The following is a 23,140-nucleotide window of genomic DNA, read 5'->3' as shown; positions in this document are numbered from 1 at the left end:
CGATGACTAACATCAGTAACTCGTCAACCACAAAGCCCTCACTAAGATTATACACCTAGTGAGGGCTTTGTGTTCGTTTTCATTATTCTGTGGGTGAGGGCGGAGCCATCATGGATGTCTTTCCCACTCCCTTTTTTGTATCCAGACACTTAATCCATTCTTAAACGTGTTCAAACAATACAATGCCTAGTCCCCCTTTTCTGCCTGAATGTGATATACTAGCATTTATATTCTACAGAAAGAGGTTTGTCATGTTTACAAAGAAAAATGTTTTTATCCATATTTTTTTCCTCATCATCGCTGCCGGTCTAAAGCGTTACGGTGTCACAGCACCAGACTTGACTTGGAATATGTTTTTAGCCTTAGTAGCACTTGATTTTGCTATTCTCACCAACTACAGTAAGTCTAAATACATAAAGATCATTGCTGGCCTTCTCTGGCTCTTTTTCTACCCCAACACCTTTTACATGGTGACGGACATCGTCCACATGCACTTTGCCAACACAGTCCTCTGGCAACGGGACAGCATGATTCTTTTCATGCTCTACGTCCCAAGTATTTTCTATGGGGTCATGACTGGCGTGGAAAGCCTACGGCTGATTTTCTCTGCCTTTTCTATCAAGTCCTACTGGTTCAGGCTGTTTCTAATTGGTGGTCTTTCCCTGCTATCCAGCTTTGCCATTCACATCGGACGCTATGCACGACTCAATTCATGGGACATCTTTACCAGACCAAGCCTGGTTGTCAGTGAAATGATCGAAGTCGTTTCCTGGGCTGCCTTGCCTTTCATCCTGGGCTTTACCTTTATACAAATCATGGTCCTGGTCTTTTCCATAGACGAATAACAAAACCGGCAACAGCCTTGTACTGTTACCGGTTTTTCTTATCAAAAATGGAGTTGTGCAAAAAGATCTTCCAAGTCGGCAATGATCTCCTGATGAAAATCCAAATAATAGGTTTTCTGGTCAGAATCTGGCAGTTTTTCAATATCTGCTAAAATGTCCTGATAGTGTCGTAGAAGGTTCTTACCAGCCACTTTATCTATCTCATCCATTTCACCGATACCTGCAGCTATTTCATCCAAACTGTCATATTTTGCGATTATTCCCTCAGTCCACTCCCGCTTGTCCTTGTTGAGAGTGACAATCTTTTCTGTCAACCAGTCTTCAAACCTTTCCTCTTCTATCAAAGACTGGCTCGCAGTAGCCATAGGCACTTGGTCAGTTCTACTTGAACGAAGGTAATTCCGATAAAACCAGACGGCAAAAAGAATGGCTAGAATGATATTGACTGGAAAGACAAAGCTGAGTGTAAAAAGCACAGTCAGCCACAAGATCAACTTGACATTTCTTGTCGCTTTCTCTGCTCGTTTGTTTTTTTCTTCCCACTCGTCCAATATAGTCTGGGCTTGAGCAGTATAGTTTTCAACCAATTTTGCCAGTCGGACCTTTTTCTCTGGGTCGTCTTCCAGTTCCATTGCCAGATAGGCTTGGTTGGCCCTAGCCTTGGCTGCTTCATAGGTCTGAACTGTCCCCAAATAGGCCGCATTGCTATTCATCTGATTCAGCAAGCGGTCCGTCTGCCCTTTGATAAAAGACCGATCTCTTGATGTTAATTTACGGTAAGGCATGGCACCCCCTCCCTGTATATCTGAAATATACTACCATTTTACGATAGGTTCCATTCTTTTGCAATGCTTCAATATCATTATTTCCTTCTGCCAAACAATAGGCTTAAAATGACAAAACCACCTGCCAATGCGACAATGATTACAGGTGAGGCCCAGAGCAAAATCAAAAACCAAATCAAGAGTTTTTCCATTTGTCTTTTCTCCTACTTCCTACGAAAGAATTTGAAAGCAATCGTTATGGAGATAATGCCCACCAGATAACAAATCGCAAATGTAAAAAATAGAAACGCACCCATATATTTCTCCCCCTGGTTTAGTTTATAAGATGTCATAGATTTAGAAACATAAAAAGCTCATTTATTTTTTGTTCAATTTGTTCTAATTCTACCACAAACCACTCAGTAACAGAAACTTTTTTACCGGTTGAAAATAGGATTTACCATACTAGCTTCGGATCTCCACCCTCCCCTCCATCTCCTCCATATCGTAGTCAAAAAGCAGGTCATGGCAGTCTGTAAAGAGCTCCAAACGTTTGTCATCATCTAAAACAGCAATATCAACTCCCCGATCATCGTAGCAATGATAGATGATATTGTCCTGACTAGATAGGAAGAGAACGGAACTTGATAGATAGTTAAAACCTCCATGGTCGGCTTTGACAATCTCCCTCAACAAAGCCTTCAGGTCCTGGTCGGTAACTGGAAAGAGATAGCGCTCAAAGACTAGCGCATCTCCCGTCCAATCCTCCACTTCTATCAACTCAGGCTCAGGGACCTTGTTGAAGTTAAATTTCGATGAAAAATGCCAGAGGTAGGTGTCTATATCCCTATCTTCCTGTCGAAGGAGCGAAAGGAGCACATAGTCGTATTCTGAACTAGCCTGCTCAAAAAGTTCTACTGCACGTGCATAGGCTCTTTCAAGATAGATTGCTCTTGATAATTCTTCTGCTTCGTCTGCAGGCCCGATTTCAAATCTAAGAGCAAGAGGTGTGCCATAAAAGAATGGGCCCACTAGTCGATTATCTTTCAGTTGAAAGGACTTCAGCCATTGATTCAATTCCATATACTATTCTCCTTATATAGCTTTGTACTATTCTACCATATACTAGGAAATTAGGTCTAGTCTTCTTTGGAAAAATATGATAGAATAGTGAACTAGTAAAGCATCTAGTAAAAGGAGGTCCTATGAAAACCGAATTTATCAATGAGAAGGCTCAATCAGCTTTCAATCTCAACATCATCACCTCTCCTATTATAGCTATTATTTTGTTGCTAGCAGGAGATTCACTAGGAGCAGTTATTTTCACTCCAATAAGCTTTTTACTCCCATTTAGCGAGACCCTTTCTGTAAGTTTTGAACTATTCGCTTTCGCTTTTATCAGCCTGATGGTCATTTTATGGGCACGGTATATTGAAAAAAGCCCGTGGGCAGGACTTGGTTTTACTAAAAAAGGTGCGGGAAAAGATTTTCTACTCGGGTGGGGAATCGGAGCTGCAATGCTGACCACTTGTACACTCATCATGTGGGGATTAGGCGCGATTGAGTTTACAAGCATCCAGTTCTCTACAAAATTAGTCGGAGAATTTATTATCCTTATCCTTGCCTGGTCTATCCAAGGTACGACAGAAGAAATTCTAACAAGAGGATGGATGTTCTCATCACTTTCAGCTAAACACAATATTCCTATCGGTATCATTGTTTCTTCCCTCTTCTTCACATTTCTCCACCTCGGAAACAATGCTATTTCACTCATTCCAATTTTGGATTTAACCCTATTTGCCGTTCTTGCCTGCCTCATTATGCTCAAAACAGGCAACATTTGGGTGATTGGTGGCTTACACGCTGCGTGGAACTGTTTCCAAGGGAATGTTTTTGCTTTCCCAGTCAGCGGCACCGATGCTGGTCAGGCCTTTATTCAAATCGGTATCACTGGTCCTGAGTGGCTATCTGGTGGAAAGTTTGGCGTAGAGGGCTCCGTCATCAGCTTGATTGTCCAAGGTATAATGATTTGCTGGTTGGTTTACGATCTCTATTTCAAGCCCAAAACAAGCTCCCTATAATCATAAAAGACTGTTAGCTACTCTACAGCTGACAGTCTTTGTTTTTTCAATTTTTCGTAGAAAATAGTCCTGGATAAATGATAGTAAGGAGTCACAAAAAAAGATAACAGATGAAGGGTCAATAATTCCCCAATAAACCAACCTAAAAAGGATAAATCTAACCAGATACGTTGCCAATAGTTCCCTTTCATCAGGAAACGACTTTCCCTAAATACAGCCAGGGGACCAGTATAACTAGCATTATCCAAATGGTCATATAGGACAAAAACAACCTGTGAGTAGGTATAGTAGACAAAAAGGTAAATAATCATTCCTAGCAGGAAAATCGGAGTCCCTATCTTCATTAATTGACTAGGCTGATGAACTGCCAGCTCTGCCATTGCCCCCGGAGATAAGACCATCAAACTACTCATTGTGAAGCCTTTAATAAATAAAGTAGCCCCTAGATTAGCTGGAAGTCCAGCTATAAAAAGAAGCAAGTAATAATAAAGAAAAGTGGCACAGATAGGCTTCTTCCATTCTGTCTTTAGAAAGGAAAAACTATCTTTTAAAGAAAACTCCTGTCTATCCCCTCTCAACAATTCCAATAAATGAAAACAGGACAGACCGATGAACAGCTGTAACAGCAGAGCGAAGCCTAACTCACCTAAATAGGTCAAACTGATTGAAGATACCAATCGTCCCTCCACAAAAGCACTGTTTTGACGGAGCTCTAGAAATGTTAGTAGGCGAAAAATTGTTACTGGTACAGCATAAACAATAGATAGCAAAATGGAGGGCAAAAATAGTAGTGTTGTACCTCTTGTCCGCTCGCGAGTCATCATCGCTCTTGATACTATATCACTCGTCATCATCACAATTCCCCTCCAATTTTCTCTCCTTATTTATGAAGTCACGTCGCAAATATTCTATCTACATCGGACTACTTTACCATCCTACTATTAGTATAAAACTTTATCCATTAATTTTCCAGAACATCTCTTAAAAACAGGAAAATCCCTCCAAAATACGAAGGGATTCCTAATAATTTATTAACACCATACTCCCTAGGCTACTGTGGAAGAGATAACTGATTTATAAGTTGAAAATACCAATGGATTCTTGGCCTTCAAATCTTCATAAAATATAGTCTGACAAGTCCAATAGTATGGATATACGTAAAGTCCCAAAAACCCAAACGTCAAAAGAACTCCAATAAACCAGCCAACAAAAGATAAATCCAAGAGGAAAAGGCGCCATTTATTCCCCTTCATCAACTTCCAGCTCTGACTGAAGAGTTTAAATGGTGAAGAATAGGTATTGTTTTCCAAATAATCATAGAGAAGAAAAGAGACCTGACTGAGCCCATATCCTACGAATAAACTACAAATAATCCCTACACATACCAGTATTAATCCTGTTTGAAAATAAGACGAACTGAAAAAAGCTGAAAAATCAGGCTGATAATCAATAGGAGCACCAAAGATGACAATAGTACTATAGAAAGCTAAACCTATCAATATCATTCCAAGAGCAGCAGGGAAACTTGCTAAATACAAGACCAGCATTTTCAATAATGTCGTACTAAAAACTGGTAAAAAATTCTTCCCATCTAGTAAAGTGAAACACTCCGTAAAGCTAACCTTGGTTCTTTGCTTTCTCACCAGTCTTATTAGTTGAAAACAAGCTGTCACAATTAAACATTGTGCAATAAAATCAAATATGATTGACGGGCCAACAGAAATAAAATTATGCGTCCAAGTAACACCATCTTTCACAATAGTTGTGCCCCAGGAGAAAGTACCAGTTTGCCCCCAGATTTGTTTCAAGCCAAATTCTGCCACTCCTGACAGAAAAGAAATCAAAACAGGTGCCAAAAACAAGGTTATCATCCCATCTGTTTGTTCACGAATAGCCGTTGCTTTAGCTCGAATATCGCTATTAGACATCGCGTTTTTCCTTTCATATATTTGTATCATTATATATATTATACTATTTTATTTTTAAGTTTTCCATTATTTCTATAAAAAAATTGTACAAAAAATCCCTTCAACTAAAAAAGAAGGGAAATCTATTATTTTGCTTCCGAATGACGATAGCCATACCAGAAGTAAATCAAAATTCCAATAACCAAGGATACTCCGAATGCCAACCAAGTATCTAAACTATACTGGAACATAAATGAAAGACAAATGATAATCGAGAGGATAGGTAACAAGGGAACAAGAGGTGTTTTAAATTGTCCATCTTTTGGCAAACCTTCGACTTGACGCAGACGAATAATACCCAACGCCAGCATAATCAAATAAGCTAAGGTACAGATATTGAGGAAGGAAGCAATACTTGCTAGTGGGAAAATACCTGCACAAATGGCTGCAAAAATCCCCACAAGAATGGTCGCATTTTTAGGAACCTTGCTTGTTTGTGTCAATCGGCTCAATGATTTCGGTAGCAAACCGTCACGACTGATGGAATAGACCATTCTCGACAAGGCGTAGGTCATCGAAATACATACTGTAATCAATGTTAGGATTGCAACAATAGAAATATAACTCGCTGCCCAATCCAATCCAACTTCTCGAAGTGCAAAGGCTACCGCATCTGCCACATTCAACTTAGTATAGTGAACCATACCGGTCAATACTAATGTCACTACAATATAAAGAATTGTTACAATGGATAAAGACAACACGATTCCCTTTGGTACATTCTTCTCAGGTTTTTTCACCTCATCAATCGCTAATGAAATAGACTCAAATCCCAGGAAGGCAAAGAACATGAGAGACGCTCCTGCCATAATTCCTGCCTGTCCACCATAAATGGCACCAAAACCAAAAGGAGAGAAGTTCGACCAGTTTTCTGGTTTGATAAAGAATAACCCTACTAAAATAAATAAAGCCAACGCTGAAAATTTCAAAACTACCAAGGCTGAATTGAAACGAAGAGCTGCCTTAGAATTAAGCAAGACCACTCCTACCACAAAAATCAAGACGAGAACTGGTAAGAGGTCTACATAGGTACCTGCAGCGGGGTTAAAAGTTCCATTCAGAGCTGTCGGCATAGCGATACCAAAATTAGCCAGGAGTCCTTTCAAATAAGCTCCCCAACCAGATGCAACACTCGATACAGCAGTCAAGAATTCCATGATTGTCAGCCAGCCAGCAATCCAGGCAGGAAATTCACCAAAAACCGAATAGAGATAACCATAGGCACCACCGTTAGTCGGTATACGCGAGGCAAATTCTGCGTAAAACAAGGCTGTTAGTCCAACTGAAATTGCTGCAATAACAATTGAGATAATCAGAGCTGGCCCTGCATACTGGGCTGCTGCCAAACCAGTTACCGTAAAGATACCTGTTCCAACCATCGAACCGATACCTAAAAATATCAAATCAACTAAGCCTAAATGCCGACGCATTTGACTATGGCGACCGACTGCTTGTTTTTTTCTAAATAAACTCACAAAATACTCCTTCAGAATAAGAATATGGATACTCGACAGAATAATCTACGGATTCCTGTCAAAGAACCATAACGCCCCATTATACCATAAGTTGAAATATTTCGCATGGGTGACGACAAGCAAAAGAGCAAGGCTTTTCTACCTCACTCTTTCTTATGATTATTCTGGATTAACCTTAAAGTTTTTAAGATAATTTTTCTTATCTAACTGACCGCTAAAGTGATCTCCTACTTTGATAAATGGTAATTGATCTGTACTATCTTCCGTTGCTTTGACTTTATAAATCTTGCCCTCAGACTCAATATAGTAGATTGTCGCACCGCCAATTATTTGACTCGCTAAAGCTTCTACTTTTCCACTGATAACCTCAGTCTGTTCACCAACTTCTCCATTTTCAGTCACCGTCAATCCTGAAAGGCTAGAAGCATCCGTTCCTGTGACTTGAGAAATTAAGAGCGCAATATCGTTATTAACAGTAACCTGTTGATAATCTTCAGCATCAACAAGAGCGTATGATTTAACCAAGCCAGCATCATCTTTCAAGGATACTAAATAGTAGGCTGTATCTGCCAACTTAACCAGGCTTGGAGCAGTGGCTTTATAGCCTTTTTCCTGCACTTCACCTTCTGCGGACTCTTGCGCTGCTGTTTCAGTCGCCGAAGCCAATTTGTAGTTGGTAATTTCACGAGTTCTCATATTGACAAGAATAAATCCAAGGTTGGATGAATCAGCAGTTGCTGAGGTGATACCTGTGTAGAGATAAATATCTGAGCCGATAGAAATATAATTATAGCTGTCTGTTGTATTTTTCACACCAGTTTGACTGAAAATGGTATTCCAGAAACCATTTTGATAAGTATAGTGGTCATCTACACGGCTGATAACATTATTTGCCGAATAAACACGGTCTACCCACTCTGGAATATCTTCCAGACCATACTTCTTACTTTCCCCTGTTACTGCATCCAATACAATAGCACCAATCGGATCATTTGATGAAAGTCCAAATTTTGGCTCGTAAATCGTTGCAATATAATATGGATTTCCTTGGTCATCCACTTCGAAGGATGGTTTCCCAAAAATAGTTGTCGGGTATTGCAGGCGAAGATGACGTAAGGTATCATTCAGCAAAAATTCGGAATCTGAATAGTGCATGGCTTTGCTCAACTTGGCAAGTTCTGCCTTCCCTGTTGTCTGATTAACCTTCACGTAGTAACCAATCCCATCTTGATGGTTGCTCAGCCATTTCCAAAAATTCTTATATTCCAAAGGCGATACACGGAACGGTTGCTGACCGATAGTAATCTGGCGATAATCATCCGAAATGCCAAACTGGGAGACCTTGTCAATGGTACCTAGATAAGTATCACCGATTTTTTCGGCTGAGGCGCGATCTAGGAGAGCCAATTTGGATATGTCTGTTTCAGGAAAATCTGCTTTAAAATCCGCATCCTTGACGCTTATGACAGCAGCGTAATCCTTAGCACGAAATACACGTGAGTTGATAAGCCCCAGCCCCAACAAACCCAGGACAACCAATACCCAAATTCGTCCCAACCATTTTAAGTAAGCTGGTAGTTGCGAGGTTTTAATCTGATAGGTATCTACTTGTCTCTGGCGACCGGAAATCTTGGTCACCTTTTGAAAAGCACCTTTGGAGCTGAACATGGAAAGTATGAGCCAAACCAATCCGACAGATTGAAGGAAAAATATCCAGAAGTCCAAACTCAAAATATTTAAAGCAGGCAACTGGTACCAGTAGTAGATTAGCATTTCCAAAACTAGGGCTAACCAGGCAAAAACAAATAATTTTCTTTTCATAATAACCTCCTTGACACAGATTTATTAGTTCTATTGTATCACAATTTTAATGTTATAATACAAGAATTATAAAAATTTTTTCAAGTTTCCATATTCGCCTGCAACTTTTATTTTTGGTATAATGTAAAACAGTAACAGACTAGAAAAGGAAAATTATGAAACTCATTTCTTGGAACATTGATTCTCTTAACGCTGCATTGACTGCAGAATCTCCTCGCGCCCTATTATCACGCGCAGTCATCGATACACTTGTGACAGAAGACGCTGATATTATCGCCATTCAGGAAACAAAATTGTCAGATAAGGGACCGACTAAAAAGCATCTAGAAATTTTGGAAAGCTACTTCCCTGGATATGCCAATACCTGGCGTTCATCTGTAGAACCAGCTCGCAAAGGCTATGCTGGTACGCTCTTCCTCTACAAAAACCATCTAACTCCAACCATTACCTTCCCTGAGATTGGTGCTCCAACAACCATGGATTCTGAAGGGCGTATCATCACGCTAGAATTTGATGACTTCTATGTCACACAAGTTTATACGCCAAATGCTGGTGATGGCTTGAAACGGCTTGCTGACCGTCAAATCTGGGATATACAGTATGCTGACTACTTATCAAAACTTGATAGCCACAAACCTGTTCTTGCAACAGGTGACTACAACGTTGCTCACAAGGAAATTGACCTTGCTAATCCCGCAAGTAACCGTCAATCTCCAGGATTTACAGATGAAGAACGTCAAGGTTTTACAAATCTTCTAGCTAAAGGTTTTACAGATACCTTCCGCCACTTGCACGGTGATGTTCTCAACGCCTATACTTGGTGGGCACAACGTAGCCGCACCAGTAAAATCAACAATACAGGCTGGAGAATTGATTACTGGCTTGTCAGCGACCGCATCGCCGACAAAGTAAGTAAGTCAGATATGATTGACTCCGGTGCTCGTCAGGACCATACACCAATTGTGATAGAGATTTCATTCTAACAGTGGATATTAATACTCAATGAAAATCAAAATCAGACTAGGCGACGCAGATGCAGATAGAACTGAAGTTCATCAAATCAAGTCAACAACGTCTGATTTTGATTTTCGAAGAGTATAACATGATTTCAATTATCAGATAACAGATATTAAAGGCTTAAAACCCGTAGGTCTATTGCAAGGGTTTTAAGCCTTTATTTCTTATCATTCTACCTTGTTTTAATTTGCTTGATTTGAAAACGGTGTCATTTTGTGGTAAAATAAATATATAGATATATATTAAAAGGAGGGGTTATGGACCACAAAATTATCGAACGCAAATCACTAACTGTTTCCTCTGTTGTGAACGGTTTATCTGGACTAGCAGGTATTGCCGTTTATATCATGACTGACCTAAACGCCCTCCTCCTAGACGGAGTCTTTTCTCTAATAGCATTTATTTCGTCCTTAGTTGCAGTTTACATATCGAAAAATAGCCATCGGAAAACCAAGACTTTTCCTCAAGGACTGTATTTTCTAGAACCTCTCTACGCTATCATGAAATCTCTCGCAACTCTACTACTCCTTGTATTTGCTGTACTTGAAACTAGCGCGACAGCCTTTGCTTACTTTGTTCATGGAATCGGTCATCAAATGACTACAGGTCCCGTTCTCCCTTATACCATAACCATGTTTTTTGTCTGTATGGGGCTTTACCTATACAACTGCCATATGAGTGCCAAAGTCAATCATCTGTCTACTATCATATTAGCAGAAGCAAAAGGCAACCTTGTAGACGGACTCATTTCAGGTGCAATTGGAATTGCAATTCTTCTGCTCTATCTTGTTCCTATCAACTCTTGGTTCGGCTTTCTGCATTATACTGGCGACTTCTTTTTGACACTAGCACTAGCAATCATTTCATTTAAGGAACCTTGGAACTTATTAGTAGCATCTTTCAAGGAACTCGCCAACGGAACGATCCATTTCCCTGAGATACATGATTCTATCTATCAGCTATTGGAGCCTTACTTAAAGGAAGATAGCAATGATGTCGAAATCCATATTTTCAAACAAGGCATGAAGATTCGCGTTAAAATCAATCTCCACAATGTCCATCACGAAATTATCCAAAAACTCTTAGAAGATAAGCCTCAGATGCTCTATCTTTTGAAAAAACATCATGAATATATTTCAATAGAATATGCGCTATAATAAATAAACAAAATCTCGGCTTATAAACCGAGATTTTCGTATTTTGTTCGATAGCCAATCTGTAAGATTTTACCATCCTGAATTAGCAGGGGACGCTTAATCAGCATACCATCATTAGCTAGAAGATTAAGTGCCTGCTCCAAGCTAAGACTATCAAACTTATCTTTCAAGCCTAATTCACGATAACTATTCCCAGAAGTATTAAAATACTTTTTCAATTCTAGTCCTGTCGCCTCCATCCAAGCTTTTAGCTCTTCAGCGCTAGGCGGTGTTGACTTAATGTCAATAGCTTCAAATTCCAATCCCAAACTTTTCAGCTCCGCCTTTGCTGCTCGACAAGTCGAACATTTTGGATACTCATAAAATAAAATCATCTTTCACCTCAAATTCTGGATTCTCATGTCGCAAGAGCCAGATTTTCTTATCCAGTCCACCTGCATAACCTGTCAACTGTCCTTTCTGATTGAGAACTCGGTGACAAGGAACAATAATAGAATAAGGATTACGCCCAACTGCTCCTCCTACTGCCTGACCAGAACGAAGGCCCAGTTGCTGAGCCAGTTGTCCATAGGTAGTCGTCTGACCAATCGGAATCGTCTTCAATAATTGCCAGACATGCTCTTGGAAATTTGTTCCCACAGCTTCTAATGGAAGGTTTGAAAAGTCCACCTGATCCCCTGAAAAATACTGGTCAAGCAATCGAGCTGTCTGGTCTAAAATGGGATGGGAGGCTAAAATAGCTTTCTCATTCAAGCCTCGTTCAAAATATTTTTGTCCCTCAAACCAGGCCCCTCTCAATCCCTTATCACTAGCAATTAATGACATGGGGCCAAGTGGACTGTGATAGATTTGTTTATACAGCATGATTAGTTTTTATTCTGAATGACACGCACTTTGACAATTGCATCCGTTGCTTCAAATTTAGCAACCAACTGCTCAATTTTCACTTTATCCGCTTCATCCAAATCAAGTAAAGTATAGGCATAGTCACCTTTAGACTTATTGATGATATTATCGATATTGATTCCCAACTCAGATACAGCCGTTGTGATCGTTGCTACCATATTAGGAATATTCTTATTAATCAAGGTAATACGATACGGTGCATCTAGGAATTGTTTCACATTTGGGAAGTTAACTGAGTTGATAATTTCACCCGTCTCCATAAAACGACGAATGGTCTGACCAGCAGCAATGGCACAGTTGAGCTCTGCTTCCTCTGTTGACCCACCAACGTGCGGAAAGACGATAATGTTGTCCTTGTTGAGCACTTCTTCTGTCCCAAAATCCGTGATATAGTTCTTGATAACTCCTGCTTCAATTGCTTCAAACAAATCAGCATTATTAACCAATTCACCTCGGGCAAAGTTTATCAAGGTTGTTCCTTTTCTCATTTGACCAAAGCTATCCGCATTGAAAAGTCCTCGTGTCTTATCTGTCAAAGGAACATGAACAGTAATGTAATCCGCATTGGTAAAGATTTCTTTCAAGTCATCCACACGTTTGACGTGGCTTGAAATGGTCCATGCAGTTTCTACTGATACATAAGGGTCGTAACCGAGAACATTCATTCCCAAACGGCGGGCATCGTTGGCAATACGCGCACCGATAGCACCAAGTCCGATAACACCAAGAGTCTTACCTGAAATTTCTGTCCCAGCAAACTGCTTCTTACCTGCTTCAACCTGCTTAGGTACATCATCTCCTGACAATGTATTTGCCCATGCAGTCGCTCCGATATAGTCACGTGCTGACAAGAGGATGGAAGCAATGACTGCCTCTTTTACGGCATTGGCATTGGCACCTGGAGTGTTAAAGACAACAATACCTTTCTCTGTTGCCTCTTCGATTGGAATATTGTTAGTCCCTGCACCAGCACGGGCAATAGCTTTTAGATTTTCAGGAAAATCAAATCCATGCAAATTTTCAGATCGAATAATAAAGGCATCTGGATTTGCTGCATGATCTCCGTCAATCTGGAATTTATTGCCCAATTCCTTAAGACCAATTTGATTGATATTGTTAAAAGTACGTACGCTAAATACCATTTATTTTTACCTAAAAAGGCGGAATAGCTGCCGCCTTTTCTTTCTTTATTTCATTAATTATTTCCGAGTAACCAACGGTCGTCTTCACTGATTTCCTGGTAAAGACTCCGCTCGCTCTTGTGCTTGATTTTTTGATAGGCTAGACGTTCTCCATCTATTGGGACTTTACCACAATAGACATAGCCTAATTTTTTTAGAATGTGCTGCATTGTCTTATTCTGCTCGTGGGTATCACAGCGGAAATCCGGTCCTTTTTGACTTTCAATTAAACCTTGCAAAAAAGTTTGTGTGATTCCTTGACCACGAAATTCGTCAGCTGCTGCAATTCTATGAAATGTTGTATATACAGGATGATTATGCTGCCATTTTCCTTCATATATGGCCTCATATTCTGCTTCTTGACCACGATGAACGGCGGCATAGGCTGCCACCTTACCGTCAACTATACCAACGTAACCTCTGCCAGAAAGAATGTCATCAAAGATATTCTCTTTATTAGGATACTCTCCCTGCCATTGATTGATACCGGAGGTTGCTAGAAATGCACGAGCATCTTCAAGAATATTGACAATAGCCTCTATCTCATTTGGATGTGCTAATCTAATTTCCATTAAGCATTCTCCACTGCAAATTTTTTCATGAATTCAATCAATTCAACCACACCTCGACGTGGGAAAGCATTATAGAGCGACGCCCGCATCCCACCTACTGAACGGTGACCTTTGATGTTTTTAAAACCAGCTGCTGTTGCTTCTTTGACAAATTTAGCATCTAATTCTTCACTTGGTGAAACAAAAGGAATGTTCGCTACTGAACGCTCTTCTTTTTTACGAACAGGGTTTGTATAGAAATTAGACTGGTCGATATAGTCATAAAGCAAACCAGATTTTTCACGGTTGATTTTCTCCATCTCATCGACACCACCAATTTCTTTTACCCATTCAAAGACGAGTTTAGAAATATAAATAGAATAAGCTGGTGGCGTATTATAAAGAGAGTCATTTTCTGCTTGAATACGGTAGTCCAACATGCTTGAAAGCATTGGTTGATCATTGAGGAAGTCCTCGCGAACAATCACCACCGTCACACCAGCAGGACCAATATTTTTCTGAGCGCCAGCATAAATCATGGCAAAATCTTCAACATTATAGCGAGCCGCTAAGATGTTTGAAGACATGTCGGCAATGACTGGCACGCCATTGGTGTCAGGAATATCATAAACTGCTGTTCCTTCAATAGTGTTATTTGTTGTCAAATGCACGTAAGCAGCAGTTGGATCAATATCATTTTTATCGAAGGTTGGCAATTCTGCATAGGTAATATCTTCCGTTGATCCAAGCAAAATTGGTTCAAAGGCAATTGTTTTAGACAGCTTCACAGCTTCAGTATAGGCTTTTTTACCCCATGAGCCACCTACAAGATAGTAGGCTTTCTTGCCTTGAGCGAAGTTGAGGGGAATCATTGTAAACTCCAAAGAAGCTCCACCTTGTAAGAAAATAACCTTGTAATTATCTGGAATGGCCATCAATTCACGAAGCGTTGCCTCAGCACCTTTTATAATATCATCGAAGTCCTTGGAGCGATGCGACATCTCCAAAACACTCATTCCCGAACCATTGTAGTCCAAGAATTCAGCTTGGGCGCGTTCAAGTACTGGTTTTGGCAATACTGCAGGACCTGCAGAGAAGTTGTAGATTGTCATAAAATCCCTCCATTAAGTTAGTCTGTTCATTATATCACAAATATTCAGACAATTCCATAAAATATGATTATTTTGTAAAAATATTCGGATTTCTTATATTTATTCTACTTTCTAAAGAACCTCTTACTTTTAGCCATAAACGAGCCACTTACCTCACAGGGATTAATCAGTTTTCAATGAGAATTTTATGACCAGATTTGACTGTTTGGGGAGTGTCGTCAATTGCTATCTGCATATTAATACTCAATGAAAATCAAAAGTAGCTTAGCTGGGATATAGTTGAAGGCTGGAAGTATAGAGAACTGTGTTCGCGTCATTAAGTCGAAGATAGAACTCTGTTACTTTCTCATTTCAAGGTAACAGGCTGAAAATATCCACTGGAGCTTTTCACTCATCAAGGCTCTTGACAACGGATAATTTTGATTTTCGAAGAGTATAAAATTGCATAAACATACAAAAAACTAGGCCTTAAGCTAGTCCATGATATATATCGTATACTTCTTGTTTTTTGAGTTGGTAGCGTTTGGCCACTTCTTTGATAGCCTGATTAGGTTTTATGCCACTTGCAATTTCTCTTTCTACCTCAGCCTTCAAGTCTACTTCGTCAGCAGAAGGATAGACTTCCTCACCAGCACCCTCGACAATAATCAAGCATTCTCCCTTAAGTGGATTTTCTTCCAAATACTCTAGTAATTCGGAAATGCTTCCTCTCTGGTATTCTTCGTATAACTTGGTCAATTCTCGAACAACCGTTACCTGACGATCACCATAAACTGTCAACATATTTTCTAAGGTATCTGCCACACGATATGGAGATTCATAGAAAATTTGCGTCTCAGGATAGGTCTTTTTTTCTTGGAAAAATTCTTTTTGCTGCCCCGATTTTCTCGGTAAAAATCCATAAAAAATATGTGGCTGGGGTGCCAAACCAGATGCAATCAAAGCTGTAATTCCCGCCGATGCTCCTGGAAGTGCTACAACAGGAATATCCTCCGCAATTGCTGCCCCTACCAGGTCATGACCAGGATCCGAAATGGAAGGCAGGCCTGCATCAGAAACTTGCGCAATGGACTGACCAGATTTGAGCCAATCAATCAAAACTGGAATTTTTTCATGGGCATTGTGTTCATGAAAGGATATTTGCTTGGTTTCTACTTCAAAATGTTTGAGTAGGAGGCCTGTATTTCTCGTATCTTCCGCTGCAATTATATCCACTTCTTTCAAGATCTGAACAGCTCGGAATGTCATATCCTGTAAGTTTCCAATAGGCGTTGGCACCAGATATAAAGTCCCAAAACTCGTCTGTCCCTTAAATGATTTTTGTACTTTCATCCTAATCTCGATTCAATAATTCTACACAGAACATACAAGGTTCATCATTATCCCTACGTTGACCATAAGAGAAGGTACAAATATGGAAACCATCTTCGTAAATATTCTCCAAATTCTCCTTACCAAAGTTGGAAGATTTATGGCCTGTCTTATCTTCTTTTTCCAAACGTTCGCGCAACTTGGAATTTTCCAAGCGGAGGGTCGTATTTTCATCAATAACTCCCTGTAAATGCTTTTTGATAGCATCCACTTCTGCCAACGTGGTTAGAAGATTCTGCGAAAAATCATCTAGGGCATCAAAAATTTCTTTTTTATCCATTATCTCCCTTTCTTTTATTTTACAGAGTTATATACTCTAGACTATTTTGTAGACTTACGTTTGCCTGCCACATCTTCTTAGCCTTAAGAACAGCATCCATTTTTTCACGTACGTTTGCCGATTCCATCATTTTCTCAGATAATATCAGACTCAGAAGGTCAAACAAACGTCCCTGCTCAGCTTTTTCCACAGCTAAAGACACTAGGATTCCAACTTGCAAATAAGCACGTGTAGGCTCCACCAAGAGCAAGTCTGTAAATTTCTTTGTCTGTCCCATCAAATCTAAAAAGTTTTTATTTTCTGCTAACTTTTTCGCTTCTTCTTGACTTGAAACCAGTTGAGCTAAGAGATTTGCTTGTGTTTTTAACAAGCCCTCCTCTTCTAACATTCGCTCCATGACCGGAATATTTTTAGGAAAACCTATAATCTGTGTCCGACTCTTGATAGTAGGAAGGACAGCTTCTTCTTGATTGGTCAATAAGAAGATGTGAATGGCTGACTGAGGTTCTTCAATCACTTTTAGCAAAGAGTTGGCTGCGTTAGCATGCATTTTCTCAGCATCACGAATAATGAAAACCTGCTTATTGGATTCAAATCCAGATTGTGAAAAATTCTTAACTAATTCACGTATCGTATCTGTTTTGATAACATTTCCCTGCGGTGCAATAACAGTAAGATCTGAAAACTCATTTGCTTCAATTAGACGACAAGACCGACACTTCTGACAAGGAAGGACGCCTTCTTTCTCCTGACAAAATAACGATTGACTGAGAAAAATTGCCATATCAAAACTAGCAAAGTCACCTGAAAATAGATAGGCATGCGCCAAACGTCTCTGCTCTAAAATTGTCACAAAACGTTGAAATACACTGGGTTGTAAGTTTCTAAGTTCTTCAATCTTCATGTTCTTTCTGCAAACCGTTTCTTAATGACCGCCAGAGCATCTGCAACAACAGCCTCTAGTGGCTGGCTGGCATCAATCTTTACAAACCGCTCTGGTTCTTGCTCTAAAATATTAAGATAGCCTTGACGCACCCGTCTATGCATATCTGCTTTTTCCATATCCAAGCGATCCACATCACGGTCAGCATTGCGGGCAATTCGAGCCAGCCCCTCTTCTGTATCAATATCAAAATATAGGGTTAAATCTGGCTTTAAACCATCTGTTGCAAACTGGTTAAGCCAATGAATGTCATCTATATCCAAGCCCCGTCCAAATCCTTGATAGGCAATAGAGGAATCGATAAAACGATCAATCAAGAGCAATTTCCCCTGTGCCAAGGGTGGAAGAATCTTCTCTTTCAAATGCTGACGTCGTGCTGCAATGAACAATAACAGCTCCGTCTTATCATCCATTTCAGTATTGGCAGGATTGAGAATTATATTGCGAATTTCTTCTGCAATAGCCACCCCACCTGGCTCTCTAGTTGTGACTACTTCTGGCCCCAATTCCTGCAAGGCTGGCAATAACTGTTGCAATACCGTTGTTTTCCCTGCCCCATCTGGACCTTCAAATGTAATAAAAAAACCGTTTCTCATCTTTCCCTCGCTCTTAGTACCAGTATGCACAGTTCAGGACTACACTTATGAAGACTGGTTCTTAGATATTCATTCCATTTTACCAAAAATTAGTCAAAAAATCACTTGAAAATTGACTTGTTTTTAAGGAGAAAATCTTTTAAAATTGATATATACACATATTCGGAGATGCTTATGGTTCGTTTGAAAAATATTTTACTTATTTTGCTTGGTGCAGGGCTATTTGCCTTTGGGCTAAATTATTTAATCATGCCCAATCGTCTATTCGAGGGTGGTGCAACTGGATTGACGCTGATTATTTACTACCTTTTTCATATTCAACCTTGGATAATGAACATTGTGATTAATATTCCATTATTCATCCTCGGGTGGAAAATACTCGGAAAGAAGACTCTCTATCTCAATATCTTAGGAACCTTTAGCGTTACCTTTTGGTTGGCCATTTTTGAAAAAATCCATTTTTCAATCAATCTACAACAAGATTTGATACTCGTTAGTATCCTTGGTGGGATTCTTATGGGACTAGGATTAGGAACCATCTTCCGTGCTGGCGGAACGACTGGGGGAAGCGATATTATTGCTCGTATAGGTCATAAATTCCTACCTTACTCCATTGGACAAATCATTCTTGCAGTTGACATCCTCATCCTAACTCTGATTGTTATTGTTTTTAAAGACCTCCGAACAGTTCTATATACTTTAATGATGGTTGCTATTGCTTCCAAGGTTATTGATTTTGTCACGGAGGGCGGCTATGGTAGCAAGGGTGTTATGATTGTTTCTCAAAAATCTGACCAATTGGCTCAAGCTATTGATTGTGAAATCGAGCGTGGTGTCACCTTTATCAAAGCACAAGGTTTCTACAGCAAAGCCGATGTCAACATGATTTACTCGGTCATATATAAGAGCCAACTCCAAGAGATGAAGGAGCTTATTCACCGCATTGACCCCCACGCATTTATCACCATTACAGACGCACATGAAGTACTCGGTGAGGGATTTACTTTAGATCGAGATAAAAAACCAATAGAACGCCATTAAACAAACCTGCAGTTTCGCTGAACTGCAGGTTTTATATTATTGATTGGTTTCAAGTGGTTGCTCTGCCTCAGACTGTGCTTCTTTGCCTTGCTCCAGCAAAGCAGCAATGATTTTTTGATCGCGTAGCTTAACAGAATCATTGATAGTCTCTGCTGACCGTACAATAGCTGCTTCCAACTCCCGACGTTTCTGACGCCCTTCATCTATAGCTGCAATAATGCCATTATTTTGGGCAACCAAACTTTCTGCCAATTTGGTAACAGATGCTACTGAAAGGGTCGGATTCTGAGCTGTGCGTTCCATCATCGGAATGGCTTCTTTTGATGTATCCGCAAGCATTTGAAGGGCAGCATTATTAGCATTGACAATCGCATCTGCCGTCTGGCTAGACTTGATAGATTGTTGTAAGATGCCCAACTGTGCAATGGACAATTTCATTGTTGGAATAGTATTGCGACGTAACATCCCAAGGCGCTGTTTCATATCCGAAGAAACCTTGACCAGATTACGCATCTGCGGTGTCGTTGTCCACGCGACATACAAGCGACTCATATACTCAGAATGTTGTTGTTCGAGGATATTAGCAACCTCTGTTACACGTGCTAACTTCTCAGAAGCTACTTGATAATCGACTGTAGTCGGTACTAAAGTTGCGAGGTTTTCTTGTGCCAATTTTGCACGCTCTGCAACTTCCTGACCAGTCGCTTCAATAAAGGCGATGACCCCCACCAAATTCTCGATAGACTTGGTATTATTTTCAATCAAAAGCTCTGCAGAAACAATATTGCGCGCCAACACCTCTTCCTGCTTGACCACACTGGCTGCCATGCTATCCATTTTCTTTTCAATGGTCTGCGAATCAAAATAAAATTCCTGCAAATCATTTTTGGTCTGCTTGAACAGGCGTTGGAAGAAACCTGGTTTCTTTTCTAATTCAGCAGTTGTGGAAATGTCCTTATACTTAGCCACAAAACCATTCAATTCACGGTTGGTATTGGCCAAAAGCTCATCGACCTGGGGAATTTCAATCTTCTTCTGTTCTGACAAAATGTGATTGACCGTGGCATTGACTTCTTCTACCGCTTCCTTACCAAAATCCAAGAGGGCATTTTGATTAGCTAAGAAATTATCCACCAATTGGGGAGCCTTGGCACGAATACCTGTTTGTTGTTCCGGTGTCAACTGTGCCAAGAAAGACACTTTTGAATTATCTCCAGTCGGAGTCGCTTGAATAAGCTCTGTTGTCTTATCTTTGGTTGATAAACTATTATTAGCAATCTGATCAATATCGAAATTAAATCCTGACATCTTCTCTATTCCTCTTCTCTTTTCATCATACGCAGACTGACTTCAAAATCTTTCATATCCGCTTCGTTAAATTGTTTGATGGTATCATCCAAATCCTTATCAAACATTTCCATGGCTGATTTTGCCTGCACCAGTCGTTCTTCTGCGTTAAAATAATCTTTCGGTGATTTTTTGATTTTCAAATAACCTTGTAAAATATCGTTAAACCGATTCATATTGGCCTCATGGATAGCTGTCAATTCTTCCCGCTTATCTGTCGCCTTTTCCAGCTTTTCAAGAATAACAAGATTGTCTCTTTGAATATTACAATAGGTTTCTAGAATTTCAGGAGCTAAATCCGCTATCATGCCTTGTTCATCCATCACAGCATTACCACCAGTAGAAACCTGTGTGTCAGTATTTTTTTCTGTTTTAGCTTCTGGCAGTTTTAAATGATATTTTAGTTGCAAGGTATCTACAACTTCTTTACTTTCATATCCATTCAGATATTTTCCAACTTTTTGATAGAGCTGATCTAATTCAAATAATTGCCCTAACAGTCTGTTTCGCAACTGTAACACAACCTTATCCTCACCCTTTTCCACCAAGAGCTCTTGATGCTTTTCATAGCCCGAACGAATAGATAGCGCTAATACTTGCAAGCGTTTTATAGAATCTCTATTCAAAAAACGCTGGATAGCCTCTCTCTTGTAAAAATAGCCAATTAAGAGGCCAATGGGCAATAAGATATACCAGAAACTCATGACAAAACCGATTGCCAATAAAACAAGGAGGGCCACAAGTCCTGAATTATTTTTACCATATTTCTTATACTTTTTATATTTGTGCCCCATAGAGCCTCCTCATATGTGATATACTTTATTATATCACATTCCCCTAAAATACTAGAATGATAGCTAAAGAAAAAAACCGAGAAATCTCGGTTTTTAAATGTTTTTAGCAACAGTCGGAACCAAGCTATCCACTTGGATACCTGCACCCTCGAAAAGAGTTCGAACTTCTTCAACATCAACTTTTCCGTCAATCTGCACTTCGATGACAACTTTTCCAGACTTGGTAGCAAGTTGCACAGTAGATACAATATTATAATCCTTATCTGCCACCAATCGAATAATTTTTTCTAACTCCCCTGCCTTATTTTCAACAAGGAACCGAGCGCGTACTCCTTCTTCTCCATAACCTGAGACATGAAGAAAAGCTGCAAAAATATCACGATCAGTAATGACCCCATATAGTTGACCGTTGTCAACAACTGGAAGAATCCCCACTTTGTTTTTATACATGAGATAAGCAGCATCTTCAAGACTAGCATAACCTGAGACTGTGATAACATTCTTAATCATCACATCCTTGACCTTAGTCTTATTCAAAAGGTAGTTCATCTCGTAAATAGATAGGCTAGTTGCCTTCGATGGACTAGCTTCTGCAATCGTTCCCTCAGTGACCAAACCAACCAACTTATCATTTTCAATAACAGGTAGACGGTGTAAATCCTGTTCACGCATAATATCTGCAGCGTGTGCAATGGTTGTATCTGGCGAAATATAAACAACTTTACGGGTCATAAAATCTTTAACAGACATAGGACTTCCTCCTTTGATAAATCATACTTTATTATACCACAAAACCGAAAACGATTTCAATATTTAATGAAAAGAAATGAAAATCAGCGATAGAAAACCGCTGATTGATACACATATAAATACTTCTATTACCCTTTTACAGCAAAGTAATGACCACTTGGGCTAGCAAAGTTAAAGTTTGGGAAAGGTTCCGCATTGACTGGACTGCAAGTATCCGTCAAACCAGCGATGCGTTCTTGAAGACCTTCGATATCGTCTGTTTCAAATAAGATACTTGGCTTCATATCGATCACTTCTGGTGATACTTGGCGAATAAACTCATTTGCATAAACTGTGATAGTCGTTGTAGCTTCAGGATGAGGCTTCATATCAAAAGTCTCATAGCCCATCATCTCAGCTTCATTTAAAATCATAAAACCAGCTGCAGACCAAAAATCCTTTTCAGCAACAACATCATCCACATAAAACATCAATCCAAATTCTTTGGTAAACATGATTTCTCCTTTTCATTTCAATGTGGTCTATCAATAATTCCACATATTTAACTCAATCTATTTTATCTTATCAGAATGTTCTTCCTTTTGCAGAACTGGGAGCTCTGACAACTCTCTTTTCAAATTCTTAATCTCACTTTTCAGTGACAAATTCTTAGTCAATCCAAGTAAGTATTGAATGAACATACCAATCAATAGCGAGCCAATTATCACCAAAATCAAGGGCATTCTAAATTGTCCAAATAAATAATTGACAACAACTAACTGACGATTTGTCAATGAAAGAACAACCGTCAAAAGTATGATGAGCACTAAACCAATTAGCGATAACTTCTGTTTCATTCCATCTCCTTTTCTACTATGACAGTCTAGCATATGTAGGTATGAATGGCAAGGAAGTCAACTCACCACGATGGAGAATAGAAATATTATACCAAAAAGATTGTCAACCGCAACTTCGAATTTCCCGATTAAAAAAGCCTAACCTAAAAATAACGAAAAACGCCTGCCGGCGTTTCTCATCTCCAACTTAAAACGTGGGGTAACCCACTTATAAAGAAAACCGCTTACCAGCGGTTCTCATTTCCAACCTAAAACAACCCGTCAGGGTGGGGACAAACCAGCAACATAAGTTGCGAGTTTTACTA

25 protein-coding genes are annotated in these 23,140 nt (G+C 39.7%); 5 read left to right on the top strand and 20 right to left on the bottom strand.

From position 1 onward, the window contains the following. The first annotated feature begins 251 nt into the window (after positions 1–251). Complete coding sequence (locus NOL38_RS05040) at positions 252–845, top strand: DUF1361 domain-containing protein (RefSeq protein ID WP_277941557.1); 594 nt, start codon at positions 252–254, stop codon at positions 843–845. Between the two features lie 41 nt (positions 846–886). On the opposite strand, the gene NOL38_RS05035 is transcribed toward NOL38_RS05040, so the two are convergent. Both NOL38_RS05035 and NOL38_RS05030 read right to left on the bottom strand, forming a co-directional pair. Beyond that, positions 887–1,630 (bottom strand): hypothetical protein, encoded by a 744-nt coding sequence (locus NOL38_RS05035; RefSeq protein WP_277941556.1) that lies wholly within the window; start codon positions 1,628–1,630, stop codon positions 887–889. A 444-nt stretch (positions 1,631–2,074) separates the two neighbouring features. After that, positions 2,075–2,692: a DUF3885 domain-containing protein gene (locus NOL38_RS05030; protein WP_277941555.1), complete on the bottom strand. Its 618-nt coding sequence runs from the start codon at positions 2,690–2,692 to the stop codon at positions 2,075–2,077. Between the two features lie 122 nt (positions 2,693–2,814). On the opposite strand from NOL38_RS05030, the gene NOL38_RS05025 reads away from it, so the two are divergent. Next, a complete protein-coding gene (locus tag NOL38_RS05025) occupies positions 2,815–3,690 on the top strand; it encodes a CPBP family intramembrane glutamic endopeptidase (RefSeq protein WP_277941554.1) in 876 nt (291 codons plus the stop codon). 17 nt (positions 3,691–3,707) lie between these two features. Here NOL38_RS05025 and NOL38_RS05020 read toward each other — a convergent pair whose 3' ends face one another. From NOL38_RS05020 to NOL38_RS05005, 4 genes are all read right to left on the bottom strand, one after another. Then, on the bottom strand, positions 3,708–4,544 hold the full coding sequence (locus tag NOL38_RS05020; RefSeq protein ID WP_277941553.1) for a DUF975 family protein: 837 nt from the start codon (positions 4,542–4,544) through the stop codon (positions 3,708–3,710). Between the two features lie 192 nt (positions 4,545–4,736). Next, on the bottom strand, positions 4,737–5,618 hold the full coding sequence (locus NOL38_RS05015) for a DUF975 family protein (RefSeq protein WP_277941552.1): 882 nt from the start codon (positions 5,616–5,618) through the stop codon (positions 4,737–4,739). A gap of 125 nt (positions 5,619–5,743) precedes the next feature. Next, positions 5,744–7,132, bottom strand: a complete 1,389-nt coding sequence (locus NOL38_RS05010; protein WP_105123798.1) for an amino acid permease — start codon at positions 7,130–7,132, stop codon at positions 5,744–5,746. Between the two features lie 159 nt (positions 7,133–7,291). Further along, positions 7,292–8,953 (bottom strand): hypothetical protein, encoded by a 1,662-nt coding sequence (locus tag NOL38_RS05005; protein WP_277941551.1) that lies wholly within the window; start codon positions 8,951–8,953, stop codon positions 7,292–7,294. Positions 8,954–9,108: 155 nt separating this feature from the next. On the opposite strand from NOL38_RS05005, the gene NOL38_RS05000 reads away from it, so the two are divergent. Together NOL38_RS05000 and NOL38_RS04995 are read left to right on the top strand one after the other, a co-directional pair. Next, on the top strand, positions 9,109–9,936 hold the full coding sequence (locus tag NOL38_RS05000; protein WP_277941550.1) for an exodeoxyribonuclease III: 828 nt from the start codon (positions 9,109–9,111) through the stop codon (positions 9,934–9,936). Between the two features lie 291 nt (positions 9,937–10,227). Next, entirely contained in the window at positions 10,228–11,127 is a 900-nt protein-coding gene (locus NOL38_RS04995) for a cation transporter (protein ID WP_277941549.1), read from the top strand. Positions 11,128–11,147: 20 nt separating this feature from the next. On the opposite strand, the gene NOL38_RS04990 is transcribed toward NOL38_RS04995, so the two are convergent. The 9 genes from NOL38_RS04990 to tmk all read right to left on the bottom strand — a co-directional run bounded on the left by NOL38_RS04990 (position 11,148) and on the right by tmk (position 18,067). Then, entirely contained in the window at positions 11,148–11,501 is a 354-nt protein-coding gene (locus tag NOL38_RS04990) for an arsenate reductase family protein (RefSeq protein WP_002935368.1), read from the bottom strand. Beyond that, the gene (locus NOL38_RS04985) at positions 11,485–11,991 is read right to left on the bottom strand and encodes a methylated-DNA--[protein]-cysteine S-methyltransferase (protein ID WP_024381555.1); all 507 of its coding nucleotides are present in this window, start codon (positions 11,989–11,991) and stop codon (positions 11,485–11,487) included. The genes NOL38_RS04990 and NOL38_RS04985 overlap by 17 nt, the downstream gene beginning before the upstream one ends. 2 nt (positions 11,992–11,993) lie before the next feature. Beyond that, a complete protein-coding gene (locus NOL38_RS04980; RefSeq protein WP_014638089.1) occupies positions 11,994–13,175 on the bottom strand; it encodes a phosphoglycerate dehydrogenase in 1,182 nt (393 codons plus the stop codon). 53 nt (positions 13,176–13,228) lie between these two features. Next, the gene (locus NOL38_RS04975; protein ID WP_277941548.1) at positions 13,229–13,786 is read right to left on the bottom strand and encodes a GNAT family N-acetyltransferase; all 558 of its coding nucleotides are present in this window, start codon (positions 13,784–13,786) and stop codon (positions 13,229–13,231) included. After that, positions 13,786–14,877, bottom strand: coding sequence for a 3-phosphoserine/phosphohydroxythreonine transaminase (gene serC, locus NOL38_RS04970; protein ID WP_277941547.1), 1,092 nt, complete (start codon positions 14,875–14,877; stop codon positions 13,786–13,788). The genes NOL38_RS04975 and serC overlap by 1 nt, the downstream gene beginning before the upstream one ends. Positions 14,878–15,345: 468 nt before the next feature. Then, a complete protein-coding gene (gene rsmI, locus NOL38_RS04965; RefSeq protein WP_277941546.1) occupies positions 15,346–16,209 on the bottom strand; it encodes a 16S rRNA (cytidine(1402)-2'-O)-methyltransferase in 864 nt (287 codons plus the stop codon). Position 16,210: 1 nt separating this feature from the next. Continuing rightward, positions 16,211–16,528, bottom strand: a complete 318-nt coding sequence (yabA, locus tag NOL38_RS04960) for a DNA replication initiation control protein YabA (RefSeq protein ID WP_002935361.1) — start codon at positions 16,526–16,528, stop codon at positions 16,211–16,213. 19 nt (positions 16,529–16,547) lie between these two features. Further along, a complete protein-coding gene (locus NOL38_RS04955) occupies positions 16,548–17,432 on the bottom strand; it encodes a DNA polymerase III subunit delta' (protein WP_277941545.1) in 885 nt (294 codons plus the stop codon). Next, complete coding sequence (tmk, locus tag NOL38_RS04950) at positions 17,429–18,067, bottom strand: dTMP kinase (RefSeq protein WP_015646956.1); 639 nt, start codon at positions 18,065–18,067, stop codon at positions 17,429–17,431. Before tmk ends, NOL38_RS04955 begins: the two co-directional genes overlap by 4 nt. Before the next feature lie 174 nt (positions 18,068–18,241). Between tmk and NOL38_RS04945 the strand changes: the two genes are divergently transcribed. Beyond that, positions 18,242–19,108 (top strand): YitT family protein, encoded by an 867-nt coding sequence (locus NOL38_RS04945; protein ID WP_277941544.1) that lies wholly within the window; start codon positions 18,242–18,244, stop codon positions 19,106–19,108. A 36-nt stretch (positions 19,109–19,144) separates the two neighbouring features. Here NOL38_RS04945 and NOL38_RS04940 read toward each other — a convergent pair whose 3' ends face one another. The 5 genes from NOL38_RS04940 to NOL38_RS04920 all read right to left on the bottom strand — a co-directional run bounded on the left by NOL38_RS04940 (position 19,145) and on the right by NOL38_RS04920 (position 22,835). Beyond that, positions 19,145–20,416, bottom strand: a complete 1,272-nt coding sequence (locus tag NOL38_RS04940; protein WP_277941543.1) for a toxic anion resistance protein — start codon at positions 20,414–20,416, stop codon at positions 19,145–19,147. 5 nt (positions 20,417–20,421) lie between these two features. Continuing rightward, on the bottom strand, positions 20,422–21,249 hold the full coding sequence (locus NOL38_RS04935) for a hypothetical protein (RefSeq protein WP_024386636.1): 828 nt from the start codon (positions 21,247–21,249) through the stop codon (positions 20,422–20,424). A 93-nt stretch (positions 21,250–21,342) separates the two neighbouring features. Further along, positions 21,343–21,999, bottom strand: coding sequence for a CBS domain-containing protein (locus NOL38_RS04930; RefSeq protein ID WP_002935353.1), 657 nt, complete (start codon positions 21,997–21,999; stop codon positions 21,343–21,345). Positions 22,000–22,127: 128 nt separating this feature from the next. Next, positions 22,128–22,493, bottom strand: coding sequence for a VOC family protein (locus NOL38_RS04925; RefSeq protein WP_277941542.1), 366 nt, complete (start codon positions 22,491–22,493; stop codon positions 22,128–22,130). Positions 22,494–22,550: 57 nt separating this feature from the next. Beyond that, positions 22,551–22,835: a LapA family protein gene (locus NOL38_RS04920; RefSeq protein ID WP_277941541.1), complete on the bottom strand. Its 285-nt coding sequence runs from the start codon at positions 22,833–22,835 to the stop codon at positions 22,551–22,553. Between the last annotated feature and the right edge of the window lie 305 nt (positions 22,836–23,140).

The organism is Streptococcus suis, from assembly GCF_029616525.1.
GTDB classification, from domain to species: Bacteria; Bacillota; Bacilli; order Lactobacillales; family Streptococcaceae; genus Streptococcus; species Streptococcus suis_AF.
Note: the sequence above shows the minus strand (reverse complement) of the source record. Positions and strands in the feature narration are given on the sequence as shown.